Origin of the sequence: Rhizobium sp. IY2, from assembly GCF_047532935.1 — a bacterium.
In the GTDB taxonomy this organism is placed as follows: domain Bacteria; phylum Pseudomonadota; class Alphaproteobacteria; order Rhizobiales; family Rhizobiaceae; genus Rhizobium; species Rhizobium anhuiense.
On the sequence record NZ_JBLKNU010000004.1, the window covers coordinates 1 to 15395 of the forward strand.

The 15395-nt window shown below is 61.8% G+C and carries 13 protein-coding genes; 7 read left to right on the forward strand and 6 right to left on the reverse strand.

The genetic code is table 11. The annotated features are described in order from the left end of the window. Positions 1–383 precede the first annotated feature (383 nt). The 4 genes from ACMUVN_RS15830 (at position 384) to ACMUVN_RS15845 (ending at position 5791) form a co-directional block, all read left to right on the forward strand. Positions 384–1331: an ornithine cyclodeaminase family protein gene (locus ACMUVN_RS15830; RefSeq protein ID WP_414815273.1), complete on the forward strand. Its 948-nt coding sequence runs from the start codon at positions 384–386 to the stop codon at positions 1329–1331. Next, positions 1328–3793: an ATP-dependent helicase HrpB gene (gene hrpB / locus ACMUVN_RS15835; RefSeq protein WP_127431164.1), complete on the forward strand. Its 2466-nt coding sequence runs from the start codon at positions 1328–1330 to the stop codon at positions 3791–3793. The genes ACMUVN_RS15830 and hrpB overlap by 4 nt, the downstream gene beginning before the upstream one ends. A 23-nt stretch (positions 3794–3816) precedes the next feature. Beyond that, positions 3817–5145: an ActS/PrrB/RegB family redox-sensitive histidine kinase gene (locus ACMUVN_RS15840; RefSeq protein ID WP_174824491.1), complete on the forward strand. Its 1329-nt coding sequence runs from the start codon at positions 3817–3819 to the stop codon at positions 5143–5145. A gap of 67 nt (positions 5146–5212) precedes the next feature. Continuing rightward, the gene (locus ACMUVN_RS15845) at positions 5213–5791 is read left to right on the forward strand and encodes an ActR/PrrA/RegA family redox response regulator transcription factor (protein WP_011649881.1); all 579 of its coding nucleotides are present in this window, start codon (positions 5213–5215) and stop codon (positions 5789–5791) included. A gap of 12 nt (positions 5792–5803) precedes the next feature. On the opposite strand, the gene ACMUVN_RS15850 is transcribed toward ACMUVN_RS15845, so the two are convergent. Further along, positions 5804–6298, reverse strand: coding sequence for an MmcB family DNA repair protein (locus ACMUVN_RS15850; RefSeq protein ID WP_010029986.1), 495 nt, complete (start codon positions 6296–6298; stop codon positions 5804–5806). 179 nt (positions 6299–6477) lie between these two features. On the opposite strand from ACMUVN_RS15850, the gene ACMUVN_RS15855 reads away from it, so the two are divergent. After that, on the forward strand, positions 6478–7161 hold the full coding sequence (locus ACMUVN_RS15855; RefSeq protein ID WP_029733130.1) for a L,D-transpeptidase: 684 nt from the start codon (positions 6478–6480) through the stop codon (positions 7159–7161). A 71-nt stretch (positions 7162–7232) separates the two neighbouring features. On the opposite strand, the gene ACMUVN_RS15860 is transcribed toward ACMUVN_RS15855, so the two are convergent. From ACMUVN_RS15860 to hslV, 5 genes are all read right to left on the reverse strand, one after another. Further along, positions 7233–9404, reverse strand: coding sequence for a malate synthase G (locus ACMUVN_RS15860; RefSeq protein ID WP_183905879.1), 2172 nt, complete (start codon positions 9402–9404; stop codon positions 7233–7235). Positions 9405–9489: 85 nt separating this feature from the next. Then, entirely contained in the window at positions 9490–10902 is a 1413-nt protein-coding gene (locus ACMUVN_RS15865) for a cytochrome P450 (RefSeq protein ID WP_097544624.1), read from the reverse strand. Between the two features lie 47 nt (positions 10903–10949). Next, entirely contained in the window at positions 10950–11897 is a 948-nt protein-coding gene (locus ACMUVN_RS15870; RefSeq protein ID WP_063473906.1) for a DUF1402 family protein, read from the reverse strand. A gap of 188 nt (positions 11898–12085) precedes the next feature. Then, positions 12086–13393, reverse strand: a complete 1308-nt coding sequence (gene hslU / locus ACMUVN_RS15875; RefSeq protein ID WP_011649875.1) for an ATP-dependent protease ATPase subunit HslU — start codon at positions 13391–13393, stop codon at positions 12086–12088. A gap of 120 nt (positions 13394–13513) precedes the next feature. Next, the gene (gene hslV / locus ACMUVN_RS15880; RefSeq protein ID WP_004677140.1) at positions 13514–14041 is read right to left on the reverse strand and encodes an ATP-dependent protease subunit HslV; all 528 of its coding nucleotides are present in this window, start codon (positions 14039–14041) and stop codon (positions 13514–13516) included. A gap of 236 nt (positions 14042–14277) precedes the next feature. On the opposite strand from hslV, the gene hisB reads away from it, so the two are divergent. Beyond that, positions 14278–14886, forward strand: coding sequence for an imidazoleglycerol-phosphate dehydratase HisB (gene hisB / locus ACMUVN_RS15885; protein WP_047616097.1), 609 nt, complete (start codon positions 14278–14280; stop codon positions 14884–14886). A gap of 22 nt (positions 14887–14908) precedes the next feature. Beyond that, complete coding sequence (locus ACMUVN_RS15890; RefSeq protein WP_048338401.1) at positions 14909–15394, forward strand: DUF2628 domain-containing protein; 486 nt, start codon at positions 14909–14911, stop codon at positions 15392–15394. Position 15395 lies beyond the last annotated feature (1 nt).

Below are 15395 nucleotides of genomic sequence, written 5' to 3' on the forward strand. Positions count from 1 at the left end.
AGAACACAAACCAGCAATCCGCCAATCCGCTTGAGGTTCTTTAGAACGAAAGACTTCGTCGCCAGCAGCGCCGCCGCCCTCGTTCAGTGAGGGGGCTTATAGAACTAACCCCTTTTCCAAGTCAACACACCTAGCCAAAGTTTTTTGACATTTTTGTAACAGGTTGAAAATGAAGGGCTTTTAGGGGTAGCCTTCAAAAACAAGCAAATCTCCCGCCCGATTGGGTGGTTTTTGAGATTCGTTTTGCCGAATCCTGAAAGAAAGGCTTCGGCGGGGGGAGACAAGCCATATATGGGGTGCCCGACGCGGAATTCCAGGGTGCTTGCCTATGACGCGCCTCACTCGCTAGTTTGGCGATGAAGAACGATACGGCGGAGTGAAGAATGCTTGTCCTCGATGAAGAACAGACGCGCGCGGCCCTGCCCTGGCCGGAGCTGATCGAGGCGATCGCCCGGATGTTCCAGAGCGATTGCGTGATGCCGGTGCGCCATCACCATGAAATGGATGTGCCGAATGAGGAGAGCGCGACGCTGCTCCTCATGCCGGCCTGGGTTCCCGGGCGCTATGCCGGGGTGAAGACGGTCTCGGTCTTCCCAGGCAATGTGCGGCGGGGCCTGCCGGCGATCTTCGGAACCTATCTTCTTTCCTCCGGCGCTACCGGCGAGATGCTTGCCGCAATCGACGGCGGCGAACTGACCGCGCGGCGGACGGCGGCGGCATCGGCTCTGGCGGCCCGTCATCTCGCCCGTCCCGACGCGGAGGAGATGCTGGTCTGCGGAACCGGCCGTCTGTCGCTCAACCTGATGTTTGCGCACGGCACGACCCGACCGATCAAGCGCTATCGGGTCTGGGGCCGCAACGGCCAAGCGGCGGAAAAGATCGCCGCCGAAGCACGAGCGCTCGGCCTCGATGCCGAGGCGGTCGCGGATGCGCAAACCGCGGCGCGGACGGCCGATATCATTTCCTGCGCCACGCTTTCCAGCGAGCCGCTGATATCAGGCGAATGGCTGAAGCCCGGCGCCCATCTCGATCTCGTCGGCGCCTTCAAACCGAACATGCGCGAAAGCGACGACGAGGCCATCCGCCGTGCTTCAGTCTATGTCGATACCCGCGCCGGCGCCATCAGCGAGGCGGGCGACATCGTCCAGCCGCTGAAAAGCGGTGTGCTGAAGGAAGGCAACATCAAGGCCGAGCTTGCGGAACTCGTCAGCGGCGCCCATGGCGGACGAAGCCACGACGCTGAGATCACGCTGTTCAAGTCGGTCGGCGCAGCTTTGGAAGATCTCGCCGGGGCGATTCTTGCCTATGAGACCGTGACGGGCCGTAAGTGACAATCAGTGCATCATTGCCGGACCTTCCGGTTTCACATGTCCTGCCGGCCGTCGGTACCGCCTTGGCCGAGCGGAGACGCGCCGTTCTTTCCGCACCACCGGGCGCCGGCAAGACGACGCTGGTGCCGCTTTACCTGCTCGACCAGGCCTGGCGCGGTGACGGCAAAATCATCCTGCTGGAGCCGCGACGTCTGGCGGCGCGGGCAGCGGCAAGCCGGATGGCATCGCTGATCGGCGAACAGGTCGGCGGGACGGTCGGCTACCGCATGCGCCTCGACAACAGGATATCGGCAGCGACACGGATCGAGGTGGTGACCGAAGGGGTTTTCGCCCGGATGATCCTCGACGACCCGGAACTGACCGGTGTCTCGACGGTGATCTTCGACGAATTCCATGAGCGTTCGCTGGATGCAGACTTCGGACTCGCTCTGGCGCTCGACGTCCAATCGGCGCTGCGTGAGGATCTGCGCATCCTCGTCATGTCGGCGACCCTCGATGTCGAACGTGTGGCCGCCCTGCTCGACCATCCGCCCGTCATCGAAAGCCTGGGGCGCAGCTTTCCGATCGATATCCGCTACCAGGATCGGCCGGGCGGCGAACGCGTCGAGGATGCCGTCACTCGGGCGATACTCGATGCGCATGCCAACGAGGCCGGATCGATCCTCGCCTTCCTGCCCGGCCAGGCGGAAATCACGCGGACGGTGGAACGCCTGCAGGGACGATTCGGAGCCGAAACGCTGATTGCGCCGCTTTACGGCAATCTCAGCCAGAAGGAGCAGGATGCGGCTATTCGACCGGCATCCCAGGGGACGCGTAAGATCGTGCTTGCGACATCGATCGCCGAAACCTCGATCACCATCGACGGCGTCAGGATCGTTATCGACAGCGGGCTGCAGCGTCTGCCGGTGTTCGAGGCGTCGACCGGGATCACGCGGCTGGAGACGGTGCGCGTATCGCGGGCTTCCGCCGATCAGCGGGCGGGTCGTGCCGGACGAACGGAACCGGGTATCGCCGTCAGGCTGTGGCACCAGGGACAGACGGCGGCACTGCCGGCCTTCACACCGCCGCAGATCCTTTCCAGCGATCTCTCGGGGCTGGTGCTCGACCTCGCGCATTGGGGCGTTCAAGATCCGGCATCCCTTGCCTTCGTCGATCAGCCGCCGGAAACGACGCTGAGGGAAGCGCGGGTTCTGCTCGGCCAGCTCGGCGCGCTCGACAAGGACGGAGCGCTGACGGCGCGCGGCAAGGTGATGCGCGATCTGGCACTGCCACCGCGCCTTGCCGCCATGGTCGTCTCGGCGGGGGAAGCCGGATATGCCCGGGATGCGGCGATGATCGCCGTGCTTCTCACGGAACAGGGGCTTGGCGGAACGAGCGTCGATATCGAGGAACGGCTGCGGCGCTTCAAGGCTGAGCGTGGCGAGAGAGCAGAGGCCTCGCGCCGGCTGGCGGGACGGCTGGCGAGCGGCCTCGACAGCGGTGCGGCAACGGCGCCGGCGCTTGCGGGCCAGCTTTTGTTGCACGCATTCCCGGACCGAATCGCACTTCAGCGCGGCGGACGCGGCCGATTCGTGATGGCGAACGGGCGCGGAGCGGAGCTGCCGGAAACCGAGAGGCTGGCGGGCAGCCAGATGCTGGTGATTGCCGATCTCACCGGACGAGCGGCGCAGGCGCGGGTTCTGGCGGCAGCCGAAGTGACACGCGGCGACATCGAAGCCGAGTTGCCCGGCGAGATCAAATCCGGCGATCAAATATTCTTCGATCGGCAAAGCCGGCAAATACGGGCGCGGCGAGCAACCCGGCTCGGCGCGATTATCTTCGACGAGACGCCCTTGCCGCGCCCCTCCGGTGCAGCCGTCACCCAGGCGCTGGTGCATGGGGTGCGCGAGCTGGGGCTCGATCAACTTGCCTTCTCGAAGGAGGCCATTCAGCTTCGCGAGCGGATCGGCTTCCTCCACAGGACAATCGGCGAACCTTGGCCCGATGTCAGCGATGACGCCCTGCTTTCCCGGCTGGACGACTGGTTCGCACCCTTCCAAATGGAGGCCCGCGGCCTTTCCGAGATTTCCGCAGCCGGGCTTTCGAACGGCCTGATGTCCCTGGTACCGCATGAATTGCAACGCGACCTCAGCCGGCTCGCGCCGACCCATTTCGAGGCGCCGACCGGCCAAAGGCATCCGATCCAATATGAGGGCGAGGAGCCGGTGCTGACGATCCGCGTGCAGGAGCTGTTCGGGCTGAAGCAGCACCCGGCCATTGCCGGCGGCCGCCTGCCGCTGCTGCTCGAACTCACGTCGCCGGCGCACCGGCCGATCCAGACCACGCGCGACCTGCCGGGCTTCTGGGCCGGCTCGTGGAAGGATGTGCGTGCGGATATGCGCGGCCGCTATCCCCGTCATCCCTGGCCGGAGCGGCCGGAAGATGCGTTGCCGACGACACGGGCAAAACCGCGTGGTACATGAGGCCCATTCAAGGAGCCCGCGGCATGATCGACAAGCCTGGCATGATCGACAAGACGGAAGGCTATACGCTGGAAGACCGGCATAATAGCCGCAGGCTGCGCCTGCAGACGCTGGTGCGGCTGCGCTGGCTTGCCGTCGGCGGACAGGCGCTGACGGTGTTCATCGTTGCCTTCTGGCTGAAATTTCCCTTGCCGCTGATTGCCAGCTCTTCGCTGATCGCTGCCCTTGCCTGGGTGAATTTCTACCTGACGATCCGTTATCCGCCGACCCACCGACTGGAAGCGCCGGCCGCCTTCGCTCTGCTCGGCTTCGACCTATTGCAGCTCTGCGCGCTGCTCTTCATCACCGGCGGCCTGGCCAATCCCTTCGCCGCGCTCGTCTGCGTGCCCGTCATCATCTCCTTTGCCTCGCAGCCGATCCGCTACAGCACCGCGCTGATCGGCTTTGCGATGGTCTGCATCACGGTGCTTGCCTTTTCGCCCTTTCCGCTGCCCTGGTTCGACGGGGTCGAGATCAACGTGCACAATGTCATGCAGTTCGGCGTCTGGTGCTCGATCGCCTCGACAATGGCATTCGCCGCCTTCTATGCCTATCGGGTCTCGATGGAAGCGAGCCAGCTTGCCGATGCGTTGGCTGCGACCGAACTGGTGCTGCAGCGAGAAAAGCACCTTTCGCAACTCGATGGGCTGGCGGCCGCCGCCGCCCATGAGCTCGGCACGCCGCTGGCGACGATCAGCGTCGTCGCCAAGGAAATGGAGCGGGAACTCAAGGACGACGATCGTTTCCGCGAGGACGTGATGCTGCTGCGCAGCCAGAGCGAACGCTGCCGCGATATCCTGCGGCGGCTGACCACACTTTCCTCCGAGGGCGAAGCGCATATGCGCCGCCTGCCGCTTTCCTCGATGATCGAGGAGATCGTCGCGCCGCACCGGGAATTCGGCATCAGATTGGAACTCATCGAAAAGAGCCCACGCAAGGGCGAGCCGGTGACCGACCGCAATGCCGGCATCATGTACGGGCTCGGCAACCTGATCGAAAACGCCGTCGATTATGCCCGCGAGAAAGTGACCGTCACCATCGAGCACGATCACGACAAAGTGCTGATCGTCATTGAAGACGATGGGAACGGTTATGCGCCCGATATTCTGACGCGGATCGGCGAGCCCTATGTGACCAAGCGGCAGAAAGAGGATACGGCCGGCGGCCTGGGGCTCGGGCTTTTCATTGCCAAGACGCTGCTGGAGCGCTCGGGCGCGTCGCTGATTTTCGAGAACCGCGATCCGGAAAGTGCGGGCGCGCGTATCCGAATCGAATGGCCACGTATGCTAATCGACGCAAATTCGACAAAATGACTTTGTCGGCATAAACAGGATAGAGCGGCTGACGCAGATCGGGCGTTCAACCGCCGGGACCGAAACGATGACAGAACAGAACCATGACAATTTCGCCGCGTCGGATGAGGATCATATCGGTCCCGACGCCAGCCTGCTGATCGTCGACGACGACGGGCCGTTCCTGCGCCGCCTGGCACGGGCGATGGAGACGCGCGGCTTCCAGGTGGAGACGGCCGAATCAGTGGCGGAGGGCGTTGCCAAATCGAGAGGCAGGCCGCCAAAATATGCGGTGGTCGACCTGCGGCTCGGCGATGGCAATGGGCTCGACGTCATCGAGGCGATCCGCCAGCGGCGTGACGACACCAGGATCATCGTGCTGACCGGCTACGGCAATATCGCAACGGCGGTCACGGCCGTGAAGCTCGGCGCCGTCGATTATCTGGCAAAGCCTGCGGATGCCGACGACGTGTTTTCGGCGCTGACGCAGCGGCCGGGCGAAAAGGCGGAACTTCCCGAGAATCCGATGTCGGCCGACCGGGTGCGCTGGGAGCACATCCAGCGGGTCTATGAAATGTGCGAGCGCAATGTTTCCGAAACGGCGCGCCGGCTCAACATGCACCGGCGCACACTGCAGCGCATCCTTGCCAAGCGCGCGCCAAAATAAGCAGGCGCAGCATCAGACATCGTCCACGGTGAACGGTTTTCCGTTCGCCCATTCGGCCATCATCAGCCTTTGGGCGGCGGCACGCGAGAAATTGAGCGTGACGGATTTGCGCGTGGCCGGCGCCATGCGGTGTTCCGGCGCCTCGCGAATCATATGGGCGCCATAACCATCCGACAGGAACAGACCGCATTCCTCGGGAAATATGTCTAGCGGCACATCCTGGTGAGTCGCAAAGAACAGGCGGTCGCAATGCAGCCTGTATTCCGGCCATTTGCGATCCACCCGGAAATCCTCAATCGATGTCTTGATTTCGATGATCCAGACCTCGCCCTTCTCCGAAAGCGTGATCAGATCGGCGCGGCGGCCGCTGGCGAGCGGCAGTTCGGGCAGCACGGCATGGCGCATTTCATGCAGCAATATCTGCGTTCCCCGCCGCACCATCATGGCCCTGTCCGATTGCCGGCCATCGATTAACGGATTGTTATTGTAAACACTCAAAATCGTCATGGATAACCACCGCAGGGGCTGGCGTGTTGTTGCAAAAAAACCATGCGCTTCTAATTTGCGCCGCAGACGGATTTGTCGCGCTGCAGTAGCCTTGCAAAGCGCAAGTTAATCGAAAATAAACCATAATCAACGATGGTCGAGAGACCGTTCTCCTTGCCCCAAAACTTCAAGAGTCATCCATGCGCATCCGCAATGCATTCCCTGTATTTGGCCTGCTGACAACGCTCGCTCTGGCCGGTTGCTCCACGAGCTCAGACAGCGCGTCCGTCGACGACAAGGGCGCAGGCCCGACAGTACAAACGGCCCAGATCTTCGATGACGCCTACGGCGTGACGAAGGATGCCGGATACTCGCTGCCGGCGATCCCGATCAGCCGGGTCAAGCCGCAGTTCCGCCGCCAGGTCGTCAACTACGAGACCACAGAGCGCCCCGGCACGATCATCGTCAACACGCGCGAGCGCTTCCTCTATTACATCCTGGCCAACGGCAAGGCGATGCGCTACGGCATCGGCGTCGGCAAGCAGGGCTTCGCATGGGCCGGCACCGCCTACGTCGCCTGGAAGCAGGAATGGCCGACCTGGCACCCGCCGAAGGAAATGGCTGTCCGCCGGCCCGACGTCGCCAAATATGTCGAAGACGGCATGGGCCCGGGTCTCAGCAATCCGCTCGGCGCACGCGCCATGTATCTCTTCAACGAGGACGGCAAGGACACGCTCTTCCGCCTGCACGGCACGCCGGAATGGGCTTCGATCGGCACCGCCGCTTCCTCGGGCTGCATTCGCCTGATGAACCAGGATGTTATCGACCTCTACAGCCGCGTTCGTCCCGGCAAGGGCACATCAAAGGTCGTCGTCATTCAGTAAGCTAGATATCGAATTCGGTAAAAAAAGGGCCGCTGGGACTGTCGTTCCGGCGGCCTTTTCGTATCTTCCTATCACGCAGCCTGCTTCGCCTTCAGCTCGAGGCGGCGGCGGTGAAGCACCGGCTCGGTGTAGCCGTTCGGCTGCTCCCTGCCCTTCAGGACGAGATCGAGGGCGGCCTGGAAGGCGATCGAATCGTCGAAATTGCCGGCCATCGGCTGATAGGCCGGATCCGATTCGTTCTGCCGGTCGACAACAGCGGCCATGCGCTTCATCGTCTCGACGATCTGCGCTTCCGTGACGACCTTGTGATGCAGCCAGTTCGCCATGTGCTGAGCCGAGATGCGCAATGTGGCGCGATCCTCCATCAGGCCGACATTGTTGATGTCGGGCACCTTCGAGCAACCGACACCCTGATCGACCCAGCGCACGACGTAGCCGAGGATGCCCTGGGCATTGTTGTCGAGCTCGCGCTGGATTTCCTCCGGGGTCCAGTTCGGCCGCACCGCAACCGGCACGGAGAGAATGTCGGAGAGCTTGGCGCGGGCGCGATCCTTCAGTCCTTGCTGAATGCGGGCGACATTGACCCGGTGATAATGGGTGGCATGCAGGGTTGCAGCCGTCGGCGACGGTACCCAGGCGGTGTTGGCGCCGGCCTTCGGATGGGCGATCTTCTGTTCGAGCATCGCCGCCATCAGATCCGGCATCGCCCACATCCCCTTACCGATCTGGGCGTGGCCGGCAAGGCCGCATTCGAGCCCGATGTCGACATTCCAGTTCTCGTAGGCGGAAATCCAGGCCGCCTGGCGCATGTCGCCCTTGCGAATCATCGGGCCGGCTTCCATCGAGGTGTGGATCTCGTCGCCGGTCCGATCGAGGAAGCCGGTATTGATGAAGACGACGCGCTCGCGGGCGGCACGGATGCATTCCTTGAGATTGACGGTCGTGCGGCGCTCCTCATCCATAATGCCCATCTTGATGGTGTTGCGCGCCAAACCAAGCGCATCTTCGACCCTCGAGAAGATCTCGACGGCGAAGGCCACCTCTTCAGGTCCATGCATCTTCGGCTTGACCACATACATGGAGCCGGCGCGGGAATTCTTCTTCCGGCCGGCCGGGCCGATATCGTAAAGCGCGATCAAGCCGGTGATGACGGCATCCATGATGCCCTCGGGCACTTCATTGCCGTCGCGGTCGAGGATCGCCGGGTTGGTCATGAGGTGGCCGACATTGCGCACCAGCATCAGCGAGCGGCGATGCAGCTCGAAGGAGGTTCCGTCCGGACCGGCATATTGCAGATCCGGATTGAGCTTGCGGATGAAGCTGGTTCCGCCCTTTGCCACCTCTTCCTGCAGATCGCCCTTCATCAGGCCGAGCCAGTTGCGATAGACGGTGACCTTGTCCTCGGCATCGACAGCCGCAATCGAATCCTCGCAGTCCATGATCGTCGTGATTGCCGATTCCAGCCAGACATCGGAAATATGCGCCGGATCGACTTTTCCGATCGTCGTCGCCGCATCGATGACGATCTCGATGTGAATGCCGTTGTTCTTCAGGAGAATATGCGTCGGAGCGGCGGCGTCGCCGCGATAGCCGGCAAAATGGCGGGCGTCCGTCAGCGTGGCCTGCTCGCCATCGATCGATCTGACAGCGAGCACTCCATCCTTGATGGCGAAACTCCCGACATCCTTCCAGCGCAAATCCTGCAGCGGCGCTGACGTATCGAGGAAATCGCGCACCCAGGCGATGACCTTCTCGCCGCGCTTCGGATTGTAACCCTTGCCTTTTTCGGCGCCGTCGTTCTCGGCAATGGCGTCCGTGCCGTAGAGCGCATCATAGAGCGAGCCCCAGCGAGCATTGGCAGCGTTCAGGGCATAGCGGGCATTCATGACGGGAACGACGAGCTGCGGTCCGGCAATCGAGGCGATCTCCGGATCGACATTTTGGGTCGAAACCTGGAAGTCCGATCCCTCAGGCAGGAGATAGCCGATTTCGCGGAGGAAGGACTGGTAGTCGTCCATATCCGTCGGCGCGCCATGCCGGCGATACCAGTCATCGATCTTGACCTGTAGCTCGTCGCGTTTTGCCAACAGCGCACGATTCTTCGGAGCGAGATCGTGAACGATCGCCGAAAAATCGGCAAAGAACTTGTCCGCATCGACCGCCAAGCCCGGCAGCACCTCGCTGACGAGGAAATCATGAAGGACGGTTTCGACGGCAAGACCGTTCTTATCAACGCGGCTCATGCGGCATTCTCCCTGGCAACGACTTTGAATGCTGCCACTTTGCCCGGCTTTCATTCACAGTCAATTCCGCAATAATTCGAAAGATTTATGCTTTCGCGGAAATTATGCGCGGGGTTACGCGCATCGGCAATCCATTCTGCGGCTGCGTCGTCAGCTTTTGCACCGGCCAAGGGTTGGTCTGATCGGTGGAATCGAAACGATAGCGATGCATCAGAACGGCAAGGGCGATCACCGCCTCCTGAAGCGCAAAGGTTGCGCCGATGCAGACACGTGGACCGGCGCCGAAAGGCAGGAACTGGAAGCGACCGATGGAGCCGCGATTTTCCGGCAGGAAGCGTTCGGGCATATAGGCGCGCGGCCTATCCCAATGACGTTCGTGGCGATGCAACGTCCAGGGCATGATGAGCACCGTGACACCGGCCTCGATCTCTATCCGCTCGCCCTTGGCGCTTGTCCAGGAATCATCCGATATGGCGGCACGATTGATGGATGGCGCCGGCGGATAGAGGCGCAAAGTTTCCTCGAAGGCGGCGCGCGTCTGCGGCATTAGATCCAGCCATTCCACAGGTTCGGCCCCGGTGGCGAGCACCGCGTCGATTTCTGCTTCCATCGCCTCGCGGATATGCGGGCTGTTCGATACGCAATACAGCGTCCACGCCAAAGCCCGGGCTGTCGTCTCATGGCCGGCGCCGATGAAAGTCAGAATATTGTCTTCGATCTCCTCCTTCGTCAGCCCCTCGGGGCCGGTCTGCTCCAAGAGCAGGGTCAGAAAATCTTCGGGCACAGCGCTGCGGTCAGCCTTCATCTTTGCGAGCCGCATATCCATCGTGTTGCGCACGATAGCGCGGAATTTCTCCAGCACTTTCTGGCCGCCGATGCGTGTCACACGTGGAACCCAGGACGGAGCGCGCATCAGATCCATCGGATCGACGCGGCCCATGCGATGCAGGAGTTCGTTGACGTCATCGGCGAAATGGCCGCTCGAGGTGACGATTTCACCGGAGAACAATGTATCAGCGAGAATCGCGAAGGTCAGCTCGGTCATGTCGGTGCTGATATCGAAAATTGTGCCTGCCTCGCCTGCGCTTTCATATTTGCAGGCATAGTCTTCGGATTGGCTTAACATCTGCCCGGCGAAGCCTTGGGCATGGCGGGGGGTGAAAACAGGCGCAACCGCCTTGCGCGATCTTTTCCAGACGGGACCTTCGGCGGTCAGAAGTCCGTCGCGGAGGATCGGACGCAGGACGAGCTGGCGCACATCCGACATGCGGTAATTATTGGCATTGTCGACCAGCACATGTTTGATGAGGCCGGGATCGTTGACGATCAGCGTCCTCTGGCCGAAGAAATTGGTGCGGATCCAGGGCAGCGTGTAGGACGGTTCGCCCCAGAGTTCGAGCGGATTGCGCAGGATAATGCGGATGATTTCCAGCCGGCTCGGCGGCACGGTACGCGGCAAGGGTGCTGGCGGAACGAAGGGGTCAGGACGCATGTCCATCGGAAAAGCCTTTCGGGGAAGATCTACGCTTCCCGTCAGGCTTGAAGCTAGAGCAGGCCCTTGAGTTCGTCCAGCTTGTCGTTGATCAGCCAGCCGTAATAATTCTCCTCCGGCCAGGCGGTCGTGCCGGCGCCACGGTTTTTCGCAGCAAGGGCTGCGGCGCGCTGGCGCGAATTGCCGACATTATAAAGCGTGGCGGTCAGGCCGGGATTGCCCGAAATATCCATGCCGGCAATCTCCTTGTAATCGTCGATCGACCTGCGGATCGAGGCCGCGACGAAGGCGAGCGAGATATCTGGATCCATGATGGCCTTGTAGACGGCGCCGGCATTCTTCTCGTTCAGCTTCGGATAACCCGACACGCGGGAGACGAGATCGGAGAGCATCAGCGCCGTCAGCGGATTGACCTGGCCGAGGCCGAAGGTCTGACCGGCATAGAAGGGCTGGAAAAACACCGCGCTGAAGCGGTTGTTGGGGAAGCTCTTGCCGCCCACCGACTTGCCGCGGAAATCGCTTTCCCAGACATCTTCGCGGCAGGACCAAAGCGTATAGGAATCACTCTTGCCATTGCATTCGGCAAATTGCGGCCGCGCCACGAATTCATCGACGCTTTCGCCGTCATAGGCGAAGCGGAAGCTTTCCCCGGCATAGGAGGCGGCCTTGACATAATAGGCCTGCAGCCGGTCGTAGGCGTCGACATTGTAGGTGTGCTCGCCGACGATCGCGCCGACGACATGGATGGGATTGATGCCGTAAGCGCTGGAGACCTTGCGAATCTTGCCCATCAGCTCGCGATCGGTCGCCAGCAGCTCATGGACCTTTTCATATTTCAGGTCGAAGCTGCTCTTGGTGCCCTTGGTGCGCCTGACCGAGGCGCCGGGAATATCGGGCTGCTCGGCGTGCCGATTGCCGGCCGGCACCGTCTGCATGGCGAAGGCGGGCGCCGAATTCACTAGGGCAACGGCAATCAAAAGGCTTGTCAAAAGGCGTCGCACGATCCGCTATCCCGTCCGTTCATCGTCCTGTTTGCGATGCGGCTGACTGGACCAGAATCTTGGCCGAATAAAGCCGGAGCGGAAAACAAAACGGGCCTTCACTAAAAAGTAAAGGGCCCGCTGTCGAGGGTCGAGTTCGTCACAATCCGGTATTCACATCGGTAAAGACATGAACCGGTGCGCCGATATCACAGAATGAAGCGCGAGAGATCGGTATTCTGCGCGAGATCACCGACATGTTCGCGGACGTAGGCGGCATCGATCGTCACGGCCGTCCCGCCCCGATCCGGCGCGTTGTAGGAAATATCGTCCAGGACCCGCTCCATTACCGTCTGCAGGCGGCGGGCACCGATATTCTCGACGGAGGAGTTCAAGTGCACGGCGACATCGGCAAGCGCGTCGATCGCGTCGTCGGTGAATTCGAGGCTCAGGCTTTCCGTTTCCATCAGCGCGCGGTACTGGCGGATGAGGCTCGCTTCGGTCTCTGTCAGGATCCGGCGGAAATCATCCTTGTTCAGCGGACGCAATTCGACACGGATCGGCAGGCGGCCCTGTAATTCCGGCAGGAGATCCGAGGGCTTGGAGACATGGAAGGCGCCAGAGGCAATGAAGAGGATATGGTCGGTCTTGACGGGCCCGTATTTGGTCGAGACGGTCGTGCCTTCGACGAGCGGCAGGAGGTCGCGCTGGACGCCTTCGCGCGAAACGCCGGCGCCCATGCCGCCGTCGCGGGCGGCGATCTTGTCGATTTCGTCGAGGAAGACGATACCGTCATTCTCGGTGGAGCGAACGGCCTCGCGCTGGATCACCTCGTTGTCGATCAGCTTGTCGGATTCGTCGCGGATCAGATCGCTGTAGGAGGCCTTGACCGTCGTGCGGACTTTCTTGGTGCGGCCGCCCATCGCCTTGCCGAACATTTCCGACAGGTTCAAAACGCCGATATTGGCGCCCGGCATGCCGGGAATTTCGAAGCCGCCCATGCCGGAACCGGCATCGGCCACCTCGATATCGATTTCCTTGTCGTCGAGCTCGCCGTCCCTGAGCTTCTTGCGGAAGTTTTCGCGGGTGGCGGGCGACGCTGTCGTGCCGACCAGCGCATCGAGAACACGCTCCTCGGCGCTCACATGCGCCTTGGCCTGCACCTCGGCCCGCTTCTTCTCGCGCACCAGACCGATGCCGACCTCGACCAGATCGCGGATGATCTGCTCGACATCGCGGCCGACATAGCCGACTTCGGTGAATTTGGTGGCTTCCACCTTGATGAAGGGTGCGCCGGCGAGTTTTGCCAGGCGGCGCGAGATCTCGGTCTTGCCGACACCGGTCGGGCCGATCATCAGGATGTTCTTCGGCATGACTTCGTCGCGCAGGCTCGGGTCGAGCTGCTGGCGGCGCCAGCGGTTGCGCAGCGCAATCGCGACGGCGCGTTTGGCGTCATGCTGGCCGATGATGTAACGGTCGAGTTCGGAAACGATCTCGCGGGGGGAAAAAGTCGTCATTGGGTGTCATTCTCCTGGCGGTCCGGGGCCTTCAGCAGCACCCGGCCGTAATTCGTCGTTGTTTCGCCAAGTCCTCGAAGGCCTGTCTGGTCTAGGCCAAGCGCCTAGAAGGCATGCGGTTCAGCCTTCGACATCCAAGGATTCCACCACGATGTTGTGGTTTGTATAGACGCAGATGTCGGCAGCGATATCGAGGGCGCGGCGAGCGATCTCTTCAGCCGATTTGTCAGTATCCATGAGAGCGCGGGCAGCCGCGAAAGCAAAATTGCCGCCGGAACCGATCGCCGTCGTGCCATGCTCAGGCTCCAGGACATCACCGTTGCCGGTGATCGCCAGCGTGATCGACTTGTCGGCGACGAGCATCATGGCTTCAAGATTACGCAGGTATTTGTCGGTGCGCCAGTCCTTGGCGAGTTCGACGGCAGCACGCATCAGCTGGCCGGGATATTGCTCGAGCTTCTTTTCAAGCCTTTCGAGCAGGGTGAAGGCATCGGCTGTGGCGCCGGCGAAACCGGCAATCACCTCGCCTTTGCCGATGCGGCGCACCTTCCGGGCATTGCCCTTCATGACGGTCTGGCCGAGGCTCACCTGGCCGTCGCCTGCCATCACCACCTTGCCGCCTTTTCGAACTGTAATGATTGTTGTCATAAAACACCTGTCTGCCCATGACACGGGCGTTACGCCATTCGTTGATTTCGATCCGGATTCCGACTTTAGGTCAGTCAGGCCTAAAGTCATCCGGGCCAGGCCGTTACCAGCCGTGTTGAGCCCTATGTAAGTGGGCCGGAGCCGATTGCAAATGGGCCGGCTTTTCTCGTCCCCGGCTTCTGGATATTTCCCGATGCGCCTGATAAGGAACGGCCTTATTCCCGATGGAGGGCCATATGGCCGAGACCGTAACAAGCCGCACGGGCAGCGTTTCCCGCAAGACCAACGAAACCTCGATTTCCGTTTCCGTCAATCTCGACGGCACCGGCAAATCGTCGATTTCGACAGGCGTCGGCTTCTTCGACCATATGCTCGACCAGCTTTCGCGACACTCCCTCATCGACATGGAGATCGAAGCCAAGGGCGACCTGCATATCGACGACCACCACACGGTCGAGGATACGGGCATCGCCATCGGCCAGGCGATCTCAAAGGCGCTCGGCGACCGGCGCGGCATCACCCGTTACGCTTCGATCGATCTCGCCATGGACGAGACGATGACCAAGGCCGCGGTCGATCTGTCCGGCCGGCCGTTCCTCGTCTGGAACGTCGCCTTCAGCGCGCCGAAAATCGGCACGTTCGACACCGAGCTCGTTCGCGAATTCTTCCAGGCGCTCGCCCAAAATGCCGGCATCACCTTGCATATTCTCAACCATTATGGCGCCAACAACCACCATATTGCCGAGACATGCTTCAAGGCCGTTGCCCGCGCATTGCGCACGGCGACAGAGATCGATCCGAGACAGGCGGGCCGCGTCCCTTCGACCAAGGGCACGCTCGTCTGAGCCCCTCAAGGGAGCGGCGACAATGACATCCAGCTATATTTTCCTGACACCGCCTGGCGGCTCGAGCGCCACGGTCAACGAGACGCGAACCATCCGTGACGGCTTCACGCTGCTCGGCTTCCTGTTTCCATGGGCTTGGCTGCTGGCGCATCGGCTGTGGCTGCATGCGGCCGCAGCCTTTCTGCTGCAGGGGATTGGCGGGGCGCTGATGGACGAACCGGGCCTCGGGCCGGCGGGAGCGGCAATCATGCTTGGCGTGAATATGCTGGTCGGTCTCGAGGGCCAGAACTTCCGTATTCGCAGCCTTGCCGCCAAGGGCTGGAACGAAGACGCGCTCATTGCAGCCGATACGATCGGCATTGCCGAGCAGGTCTATTTCGCAGACAGGACGGGCGTCGCGGCGAGTGACGACACCGCGGCACCGGACTGGGACAACAAGGCCCGTTCGAACAGCCCGCACGGCCAAGCCACATCGCTTGGTCTCTTTGGTTTTGATGGAGGACGCTGAC

Bases quoted from the DNA above. Each gene is read 5' to 3' on its own strand.
- ACMUVN_RS15890 (WP_048338401.1), top strand. From the start codon at position 14,909: ATGACATCCAGCTATATTTTCCTGACACCGCCTGGCGGCTCGAGCGCC.
- ACMUVN_RS15840 (WP_174824491.1), top strand. From the start codon at position 3,817: ATGATCGACAAGCCTGGCATGATCGACAAGACGGAAGGCTATACGCTG.
- ACMUVN_RS15850 (WP_010029986.1), bottom strand. From the start codon at position 6,298: ATGACGATTTTGAGTGTTTACAATAACAATCCGTTAATCGATGGCCGG.
- ACMUVN_RS15855 (WP_029733130.1), top strand. From the start codon at position 6,478: ATGCGCATCCGCAATGCATTCCCTGTATTTGGCCTGCTGACAACGCTC.
- hisB (WP_047616097.1), top strand. From the start codon at position 14,278: ATGGCCGAGACCGTAACAAGCCGCACGGGCAGCGTTTCCCGCAAGACC.
- ACMUVN_RS15860 (WP_183905879.1), bottom strand. From the start codon at position 9,404: ATGAGCCGCGTTGATAAGAACGGTCTTGCCGTCGAAACCGTCCTTCAT.
- ACMUVN_RS15865 (WP_097544624.1), bottom strand. From the start codon at position 10,902: ATGGACATGCGTCCTGACCCCTTCGTTCCGCCAGCACCCTTGCCGCGT.
- ACMUVN_RS15830 (WP_414815273.1), top strand. From the start codon at position 384: ATGCTTGTCCTCGATGAAGAACAGACGCGCGCGGCCCTGCCCTGGCCG.
- hslU (WP_011649875.1), bottom strand. From the start codon at position 13,393: ATGACGACTTTTTCCCCCCGCGAGATCGTTTCCGAACTCGACCGTTAC.
- ACMUVN_RS15845 (WP_011649881.1), top strand. From the start codon at position 5,213: ATGACAGAACAGAACCATGACAATTTCGCCGCGTCGGATGAGGATCAT.
- hslV (WP_004677140.1), bottom strand. From the start codon at position 14,041: ATGACAACAATCATTACAGTTCGAAAAGGCGGCAAGGTGGTGATGGCA.